The following is a 10,025-nucleotide window of genomic DNA, read 5'->3' as shown; positions in this document are numbered from 1 at the left end:
GCTATGCAGGGCATGGTGGCCCGTTCGCGAAGGTGAGCCGCGCGCCCGACGAGAATCTCTGGGCCTGGCGCAACGACATGACGGCCATCTGGGATCTCTCCCGGATGTGGTATTTCACTCGGGACGAGCGGTACGCGGAGAATGCGAAGAAGTTGCTGCTTGGTTGGGCCACCACCCAAGTCGAGTTCTCGGGTCGCGAGTCGATGCTCGACCTGGGCGAATACGCTTTCCAGTTCGTGGGCGGCGCGGACATCCTGCGCAGTACCTGGCCGGGCTGGAGGGAGGACGACACGGCGACCGTCAAGAAATACTTCAGGAACGTCCTGATGCCGGCAGCGAATCCCTATGGCGACAGCTCGTACGGGGCCGCCAACAAGGGCGCACTCGCCCTCGTCGCCAGCGGACTCATGGCGATCTACAACGACGACCGCGAGACATTGGACAAGGTCGTCTACCAGACCCGCACCCTCGCCCATATCGGACTGCGAAACTCCAACGACATCGGCATGCTCGGCGACTACCTTCGCGACCAGGGGCACTCCTATGGGCAGCTCAAGTCACTGACCATGCTCGCCGAGGCGCTCTGGAGCCAGGGCATCGACATCTATTCCGACCTTGATGACCGCCTGCTGGCGGCGGGTGAGTATTTCGCGAGGGTGAACGAGCTCGTCCCGACGACAGCCCTTCCTTTCGGCACGACTGATCGCTACTACATCACCGACGTCACCGGGCACGGCTGGAACGGCGCCAATGGCGGAAACGTCGCGCTCACCCAGCTCTATGGCGCCTACGTCCTGCGCAAGGGCCTCCAGGCCCCCTTCATCGCTCAGAGACGCGGCTGGATGCCCGTGGACGGCACCAGCTTCATGTTCCTCAAGGACGCCGACACCACGAAGGCGACGCCGCCGTCGGCGCTGCCCATTCCTTCGACCACCTCGATCACCGCAGGGTTCAGCAATGCGGACATCGGGGGCGCCTCCCCAGCGGGCGTGTCCACCTACGCCAACGGCAAATGGACGATCCAGGGTGCGGGCAACGATATCTTGTGGGGCACGCAAGACGGCTGCCACTTCACCTACAAGGCCATCACCGGCAACGGCGCCATCATCGCGAAAGTCGAGTCGGTCCAGAACACCAGTCCGGCCGCAAAGGCGGGCGTGATGATGCGAACAAGCCTGGAACCAGGCGCTCCCCGCGCCTGGATGGCCGTCGCCAGCCGAGGCAACGCCGAACAGAACATGCAGAAACTCGCGGTGTATGGTGGCGCGAACTATGCGACCAAGGGCATGGACATCGCCAGCTCCACGCCCTCGTACTGGGTGAAGCTCGAGCGCATCGGGAACATCATCACCGGCTACTTGTCTCCCGACGGCACCAATTGGGCTGCCACCGATGTCGGCCGCATTGACGCGCCCGTTCCCGACACGATCTATGTCGGCCTGGTTGTCTCCTCGGTTGCCAAGGGCCTGAACACCTCCACCTTCAGCAACGTCCAGATCACCGGCGGCGACGGTGGTGCGCCGAGAGTCATTCCCGCGGCGCCGGCCATGCTGCTGGCCTCGCCGGGCGATGGCGCGGTGCCGCTGCGCTGGCAGGCATCCTTCGGCGCGACCAGCTACACGGTCAGGCGCGCGACATCCATCGACGGCCAATACGCGACCGTCGCGTCGGGCGTCACAGGCAGCAGCTACACGGACAAGTCGGTGACCAATGGCGTGACCTACTACTACACGGTCACGGCGAGCAATTCCGCCGGAACGAGCGGCAGTTCTCCGGTGGACAGCGCCACACCGGCTCATCCGATGGTGAACGTCGCCACTGGTGGCACCGCGAGCGACAGCACGAACACGAGTGGCGCCATGAGTGCCTTCGACCAGAACACGGCGTCGGGATGGTTCTACAAGGGCACGACCGGCTGGCTGCAGTATGACCTCGGCCACACGGAACGCGTCCAGCGCTATGCGATCACGAGCGCCGGCGGCCTGGTCCCGCGCGACCCGAAGGACTGGCAGTTCCAGGGCTCCAGCGACGGCACCACCTGGACCACGCTCGACACGCAAAGCAACCAGGCGTTCGCCCAACGCCTCGAGCTGAAGACCTACGCGATCGCAAATCCCGCTGCCTATCGCTACTACCGGCTCAACGTCACAGCCAACAATGGCGACAGCGTCTTCACGGATCTTGGCGAATTCGGGCTGCTCGTTTCCAAGCCGCAGTGATTGCACGGCAGGCGGAGTTTCCGGCGCGCTTCCAGCTCATCGCGGCGATGAACCCTGCCCGTGTGGCCACCTCGGCAGCACCATCACGACCGCTCACCTCGCGAAGCCAGTCAGTACCGGCGCGTCTTGGCCGTCCAGTGACGGCCGTGCCAGTCGCGCCGGACTGGCCCTCGGGACAGCGACGACGTGCCGCGGCGATCTGTGAATCAGCCCATGAAGCCGAGGTTGCGCACGCTCGCATCGAAGTTCGCGAGGTTCGGGAAGACTGTCAGCGCGTCGGTGTCCGACACGCCGAACCAGCGCGCCAGCGTGGCGCCGAACTGATCGACCGAGGTGGTGGGGAGCAGGCTGCCGTTGCCGATCTGGTTCGGGCTGCTGTCGAACTCATTGTTGTTCGCGTTCTTCGCGCCCAGCACCGGGACCTTGCCGTAGATGTCGCCGCCCTTGACCGCGCCACCCATCACGAAGTGGTGCCCACCCCAGCCATGGTCGGTGCCGTCGCCGTTGCTCGTGAACGTGCGTCCGAAGTCGCTCGCCGTGAACGTCGTGACCTTGTTCCGCGCGCCCATTGCGCCGAGCGCGGTGTCGAAGTAGCGCATCGCGTGCGCCAGGCGCGCCATCAGGTCGGCGTGGCTGCGGTTCTCGCCRTCGTGCGTGTCGAAGCCGCCGAGGCCGACGAAGAACACCTGGCGCTTGGCGCCGATGCCGGATGCGCTGCTCGCATCGATCATCCGCGCGACCATCTGCAGCTGCTGCGCGACGTTGCTGAACGCCTTCGCGCCGGTCAGCGGGTTGTCGTACTGTAATTTCGGGTCGGCACTGGCGTTGTAGTTGCCGCCGCTTGCCGGCGGCGTGCCGAACATCGGATCGCTCGGCGCCTTTAACGCGGTTCGCAGCGTCGTCTCGGCGTCGATCGAGCGCGCCGCGACCGCGGCGAGATCGGCCTCGAAGACGTGGCCGCCGCGCGTCGCAGAGACGACCTGCTGCACCGCGGTGGTCAATTCGAGCGAGCCGAGAATCCGGCCGCCCACGGGCGCGCCCAGTTGGATCGCGCCGTTCGGGCTGACCTGGTACTGCTGGACGCTCTGACCCGTCAGCCACACCGAGTTGCCGGAGGTCGAGATCGCCGTGAAGATCGCGCGGCTGTTCTGCGACACCATCAGGTCGCCGAGCCGGCCACCCCAGCCGACCGTCGCGCCTTCGGGCTTGAAGGACAACCAGGTGTTCGACTGGTCGTTGTGCGAGAACAGCATCGCGGGCCGCCGGCCGCTGCCGTTGTTGTACGTTTGCTTGGTCAGCGGCTCGACCAGCGGGCCGACGTTGGAGATGATCGCGAGCCGCTTGTCGGTGTTGAACATCGACTGCAGCGAGCCCATCAGCGGATGCAGCGCGAACGTCTGCGTGCCGCCGCCAGGCGCCGTGCGCGCGGTGGTCGGCGTGATCGGCAACACGCCGCCGAGCCGTGCCGGCGAGCCGGCCGCGGCGCTGACGACCGCCGCGGTACCAGGCGCCATCAGTGCAAGCGAATCGGGCGCCTGGTTGCGCACCGTCGTGTAGTTGGTCCACGAGGCCGTGTCGGTCGGCAGGATCGTGTTCATCGAGTCGTTGCCGCCGTACAGGAAGATGCAGACGAGCGCCTTGTAGTCGCTGGCCGACTGCGCGGCGGCCGAGCCGATGGCGGCCAAGTTCAGCGCAAGCGGCGCGGCTGCGGCGCCGGCGGCAGACAGCACACCGGCGTTGCGCAGGAAGAGACGTCGGGACAGGTGGTGGTCAATCATGGTGGACTCGATACGTAGTTGCGCTCAGCGCTGCACCTGGAACTCGGGCGACACGACGGTCAGGAAGATGGCCGTGCGCACGCGGTCTTTCTTCGCGAGGTCGACGTCGGCCTGGTTCGACTTGTCGGTCTTCAGCGCGGGGATCGCGAACGTGTCGACGCAGTTGCTGATCAGGCTCTTCAGCGCGGCCGGCATCGTGCCGTACATCAGGCGGGCGTTCAGGCGATCGACGAGGGCCGAGCTGTTGTCGGCGAGCGCGAGTTCGGCGCCGTAGTCGGGCTGCAGGTCGCGGCGGTTCACCGTCGTGCCGTTGACGGTGGTGTTGAAGATGCCGACGCCGTCCACAACGTTGTAGAACATATAGTTGACGTAGCCTGCAGCACTGGTCTCGCTGGCCAGCTGCATTTCCGGCACGGCCAGGCCCGCTTGCGCCGCCCCCGTGCCGGGCGGCACGTAGCCCGGACGATAGAAGTTGAAGACCGACGGTGAGCGCAGCGGCGATTGGCCGAGAGTGAAGGCAGCATCGTCGGTGGTGCCGACGCGATAGTCGCCGGTGTCGGACTTGAACGCGAACGCGCGCATGAAGGCCGAGAGCTTCAGCACCGGCTCGCGCAGCTTGCCGGAGCTCGTCGTCATCTGGCGCGCCTCGGGGTTCATGAGCACGGCCTTGACGACCGCCTTCATGTCACCGCGCACGCCGGAGCCGTTGTTGGCGAACCGCGCCGACACCGCGGCGACGTAGGCCGGGCTCGGGTTGCTCGTGACCAGCCGCTGGATCAGCTGCCGGCCGATGAACGGGCCGACGTTCTGGTGGTTGTACAGCGTGTCGAGCGCGATCTTCAGGCTCGCATCAGGGTCGGCCGTGCCTTGGGCGGGGATCGTCACGCCGAGGAACTTCTTCTCCTCGGTGCTGTGGTACGCCGGATAGCCGCGCACTGGCTTGGTGGTGCGGTCAGGATCGCCGACGCCCGCCTTCTGGCCGAGGAAGAAACAGCTGCTGTCCGGCCAGGCGGGGCAGGCCCAGCTCCAGCCGGTGAAGACGCGGGCCATGCCGCTGATGTCGGCCTGGCCGTAGGTGTCGATCGGCTGGCCTGCATTGAGCTGCTTGCTGCCGTCGGGGTTGAGCATGTGCAGGCCGATCGACATCAGCTGCATCACCTCGCGGGCGTAGTTCTCGTCCGGCACGCGGCCGGTCGCCGGATCGGCCTTCTGGTTTCTCAGCGCCGTCAGATAGCCCAACATCTGCGGATGCTTGGAGACCGCCTCGATCAGGTCGCGGTAGTTGCCCAGGCCCTTGTCACCGAGCATGTCGAGGAAGCCCGCGGACGCACGCGCGTCGACGTTTGCGTCCTGCATCGCGATCACGAAGATCTGCGACAGCGAATACGCGACGCGCTGGCGCAACTGGTCGTCGCCGCTGATCGCGTTGCGCCAGAACGCGTGGAGCGTGCCGTCCTGGGCCGAGTTGACGGTCGCATTGTTCTCCGTGGCCTTCGCATCCCAGAGTGCCAGATTGCTGGACGCGGGCTTCGCGAACTGCTCGTCGATCCAGGCCGAGTAGCCGACCGACATCACATGGTCGACCTCGGCATCGGTCGGGCCGAACGTGGCCTGCGTCAGGAAGCGCGCAGCCTCGGCACGCGAGGCCGGCTTCTCGGTTGCAGGTGCAGGTGCAGGTGCAGGTGCAGGTGCAGAGCCGACGGGGGGCGCCGGGGCGCTCGAGTCATTGCCACCCCCACAGGCTGACAGCACCAGTGCGCACAGCAGTGCGCTTGTTGCAGTGACGCGAGTCGGGCGTTGGCATGGCATGCTCATCGTGAAGTTCCTGTCGCTTCAAAGTGTGGCGCGTACATGTCGTTCGACATGCCGGGCTTTCGTTTCCCGGTGCGATTGTGTGGGGCGCGACATGGGGCGAACTTGATGAAACTGTGACGAGCCGACGAGAGCCACGTGCAGCGTTGGCGTGGCGAGACGCTATGCAACAGGATGCAAATTCACCCCGAATCGATTGACTCGAGCAGCGCCTCGCCTGGCGGATTCAGCTGCAGACCCGCGGGCAATTCGATGGTGCACATCGCTGTGCTACTTCACCAAGGAACTCCGGTCGACTCCCGTCATCTGTGCATGGCGGCCAATAAGCGTCGGCCGCCAAGTAGGAAACGAAGGCCCTAGCGCAGTCCGACATCGGGCATGGGTCACGTAGGCATTTCGCACCGACACGGCGCAACGTTCCCAATCGCTCTTCATCGACCAGCGAAGCCGTACCGATGACTCAGGCCACGAGACTGCCGCATGGATCTGGACTTGCGCAACGAGGACAAGACCAACTTGCCGCCGCCATTCAAGGCCCCTCCCCGGTTGCAGACGAGAGGTCAGCAGAGCTGAACCAAGGAATGCGGCAGATGGGCTGCCGGGCGTTACGAGGCCGAAGGAGAACGCACGCCGCGCCGGATCCGGCAAGTCCTTGAGATTGTCGTCTTCAGCAAATGTCTCGGACATGTTCCGTTCCTTCGGCACGCTACGGCGAGGAAAGAATGCGACTCAGCTTCCGAATGATCTGAGGCTCGCTTTTTCGCACGGCTGTGTTTCGAGGAAGTCAGTAACTCCCCAAGGACCACCGATCATCGAATCGCGGGCTAGAGATGCGCTGAAACTGGCGGCAGTCGCTTCGATTCGCCACTTGCGGTCTTCAACCGCGAGCATCGCCGAGACATGAGCTCTATGGGTTTGCAGATGTCGTTCGAGTTGCMGGCGAAGCACGCGCAACGCAGGATGCTGCGGCAAAACTGTATCGAGCTGACGGACCGCAATCTCAGCCGCCCGAGGCGGCAGGCGCGCAAAGGGATCATCGGGCGACGACAGGCGGCAGGAAGACTCGACAAGGGCGAGATGGCGCAGTCGGGAGCGCGCAGTTGCGTCCATGTCTAGCAACTGCGTCAGCACGTCGACCGGCACCGGCACTGCGCGGGGCAGTGACGTCTCGACCAACGCTGGTGGTGTAGTAAGCAAGGCCGACTCGAGCGATCGCTCTGGAGTCAGCACCGAAGACCTCGAAATGGTTTGGGCGGATCGGCGGTAGGCCGGCCGCCTTCGAAAGCGAAACGACAGACGGGACCACCATGATGGTTTCGTCGCCAAGAGCGCCATCGCCACTGCCTTGAATGTGGTGTTCATGTTGATGGCGGTATTGACCAGCGGCGCCCTACAAACAATCCGAGCATCGCGAAGGCAGCGAGCGTACAAGCACGCGACCACAAAACTTGAAGCCCAACTCGGGCACGAAACGCACGAGCAACGGCGCGGTCGGGGGCCGGCGTGTCGGCGCGAGGTGACGTCGGCGAAGTCCATGGCAGCCACAGTGTCAGCGAGCGTTGGCGGGCATACTTGATGAACTTGTGACGAATCGCAGGCACAAGGTTCACGGATACGCATTTGGGCAACAACTCACGCTTGTGCGCCTTGTGCCGAAGCCCCGGTCGGCGCCGCGCCAGCGCACTGGGAGTCCACGGCGCGCAAGCGCAAGATCGCATGCCAACGATGCAACGTTTTTCCCCCACCACGCCCCGAGATGCTGCGCTGCGGCCGACTGGCTCGCGATGCCGCGGCCGCAGCGCGCCGACGCCATGAGCGAGCTTCTCATCACACTGCCCGGCGGGTCGCTCGACCTGCTTGGACGACGCGTGATCCGCCACGGAGAACCGGTGAAGCTCGAACCGCGGGCGTGGCGCGTGCTGGAGCAACTGGCCCGTTTCCGCCATCGCGTGGTGACGAAGGAGGAACTGCTGGCCGCGCTGCGTCCGGAGGGGGCAGCATCCGAAGCCGCGCTGCGGCAGGCGATCCGTGCGGCACGACTGGCCATCGGGGACGACGGGCCGCAGCCGATCATCCGCTCGATCCCACGTGTCGGCTACATGTTCGACGTGCCATCGGCACCGGCACCGGCATCGGCATCGGCATCGGCACCGGCATCGGCATCGCACCCAGAGCGGCCCACGCCCGGCTCGTCGCGCGACGGTATCCCGTCGTTGATCATCGGCCCGTTGCGCAATCACACCGGGCGCCCAGGCCTGCAGTGGGCGACGCACGGCCTAGTGGCCTGCATCGCGCATGGCCTGTCGATCGACGGACGCATCCAGGTTCAGGACGCGCAGTCACTGGAGACGTCGTGGCCGCAAGAAGACCGGCGGATGCTGCAGATGTTGCGCGCGGCCGGTGCGCGCTTTGCCGTGGTCGGCTCCTTGACACTTGCAGGGCCCGAACTCGTACTCGATCTCCACGTCCATGAGCAGGACAGGAAGACCGCCATTTCAATCCGCGCCGCCGCTCCCGCAGGGCTCGTGCTTCCCGCCATGAAGGCCCTGCGGCACACACTGCTGGGCGTCGGCGAGCGCCACGGCCACGAGTTGCATGGCTGCTCGTTCCTGTCCATCGAGTTGTTCGCAAGGGCCAAGCACTCCGCTGCAATGAACCGCCAGCCTGCCGCGCTTCGGGCACTTGCGCTTCTGCAGCACCTGGACCCGGGTTTTCCGCGCCTCGATCTGGAACTGCTGCGTGCACAGGCCGTCTGCGGCAGCGACGAAGGGCTGGTCTGCGGGGCACGCCTGTTGGAGGCCGCCAGACGCAACCAGGACCAGTGCCTCGAAGCGCAAGTGCAGCAGTGCTTCGGGACGCTGTACCACGTGAAAGGCCAGTTGCGCGACGCGGCGCAGAGTCTGGAGCACGGCCTCGCGCTGGGCCGCGTCTGCATGCCGCCGCACTGGCAGGGACACACCCTGACGCTGCTGGCATCCGTCGAGTGCCGCCTCGGCGAGCTGCATTCCGTAGCGACGCGTCTGAACGAGGCCCAGGCGATCTTCACCGGCATCGGCAGCCACTGGGGGCTGCTGAACGTGCTGTGGCTCCGGGCGATCATGAGCTCGCTGTCTGGCCATGCCGAGAAGTCCATCCACTGGAACAGGAAGCTTGCCCACGTGGCGCGCAGGCTCAACGCCACCACGGCGCTTGCAAGCGTGTGCCTCAATCTCGCGGGCGAACTGCTTTACGCGGACCGRCTGGACGAGGCGCGAGAGTGCGCGGAAGAGGCGACCGCGACTGCGCTGGCGATCGAGGCCAACGTGAGCCTGTTGAGCACCGTCGCCAACATCCACTGCCTGCTCCATCGCCAGCAAGGCCGCCCGGACGCCGCCGCCGAGCTGCTGTCCCTGCTGCCCCAGCCGGACCGTGTGCAGGATGACGGCTACCTTTGGCAGGCCCATGGCCATGCCGCCATGGCGGCTGGGCGCGTCAACGAGGCGGCCGACTGTTTTTTGCGGGCGGCGTCCGAGTGCCGTCGCAACGGCAACCGAGTGGCCGAGGCGCCGTTGTTCCCCTGGCTCGTTGAGGCCCTCGTGCGCAGCGGACGCCTTCCACTCGCGGAGGCTGAACTCGACCGCGCAGACGCGCAAGCCCATCTGCAGGACGAAAACACCACCGCGAACCTGCTGTACCCGCGTGCGTTGCTGGCACGGCGGCGCCAACAGGAACCGGAGACCCAGTCGCTGCTTGCGCGGCTCGCAACCGCGCCGGCTGCCCTGCCTCTCTTCCGGCGGCTGGGGCAGCAGCTGTCGGCAGCACCCAGCGAGGCGCGGCGCGAGCCCCCTTTGCCGCTGGCGCCGCCCAATGACGCGATGCTTCGGGAGTACCGCTTCGCCCACTGCATGCTCGACGTGGAACGCCGCGAATTGTGGGTCGATGGGCGGCGCCAGACGCTCGAGCCAAAGCCATTCGACGTGCTCTTGCATCTGTACCGCAATCGTCACCGCCTTGTGACGAAGGACGAACTCCTCGACACCGTGTGGCGCCAGGCAGCCGAGTCGCCGGAAGTGGTCGCCCAAGCAATCGCCAAGATTCGCCAGGCGATGCGGCGCAGCAAGACTCACGCGGTGCAGGTCAAAACCGTCTACGGCAAAGGCTACGGGCTGCTGGCCGATGCGCCCGCAGAGCCCGACGAAGACACCGCAGCGACGCTCCTGTCGGACCTGCAGGCGAT

Annotated in this window: 5 protein-coding genes; 2 read left to right on the top strand and 3 right to left on the bottom strand. The window is 65.9% G+C overall.

Translation table 11 applies throughout. The features are described 5' to 3' along the window. Nucleotides 1-2,219, top strand: a 2,219-nt coding sequence (locus AC1D12_RS14260) for a discoidin domain-containing protein (protein ID WP_477841082.1), incomplete at its 5' end; no start/stop codon positions are given. A gap of 206 nt (nucleotides 2,220-2,425) precedes the next feature. Here the strand turns inward: AC1D12_RS14260 and AC1D12_RS14255 are convergent. From AC1D12_RS14255 to AC1D12_RS14245, 3 genes are all read right to left on the bottom strand, one after another. Further along, the gene (locus AC1D12_RS14255; RefSeq protein WP_477825231.1) at nucleotides 2,426-3,997 is read right to left on the bottom strand and encodes a DUF1501 domain-containing protein; all 1,572 of its coding nucleotides are present in this window, start codon (nucleotides 3,995-3,997) and stop codon (nucleotides 2,426-2,428) included. Between the two features lie 24 nt (nucleotides 3,998-4,021). After that, the gene (locus AC1D12_RS14250) at nucleotides 4,022-5,812 is read right to left on the bottom strand and encodes a DUF1800 domain-containing protein (protein ID WP_477841080.1); all 1,791 of its coding nucleotides are present in this window, start codon (nucleotides 5,810-5,812) and stop codon (nucleotides 4,022-4,024) included. Between the two features lie 726 nt (nucleotides 5,813-6,538). Then, nucleotides 6,539-7,171, bottom strand: a complete 633-nt coding sequence (locus AC1D12_RS14245) for a hypothetical protein (protein WP_477841078.1) — start codon at nucleotides 7,169-7,171, stop codon at nucleotides 6,539-6,541. Between the two features lie 449 nt (nucleotides 7,172-7,620). Between AC1D12_RS14245 and AC1D12_RS14240 the strand changes: the two genes are divergently transcribed. After that, nucleotides 7,621-10,025 (top strand): winged helix-turn-helix domain-containing protein (locus tag AC1D12_RS14240; RefSeq protein WP_477841076.1); only part of this gene is annotated, 2,405 nt, incomplete at its 3' end.

Source organism: Rhizobacter sp. P1_G5 (assembly GCF_056405435.1).
This window is presented reverse-complemented; position numbering and strand designations above follow the sequence as displayed.

Coding starts and splice junctions, on each gene's coding strand:
- AC1D12_RS14250 (WP_477841080.1), bottom strand. CDS start 5,812: ATGAGCATGCCATGCCAACGCCCGACTCGCGTCACTGCAACAAGCGCA.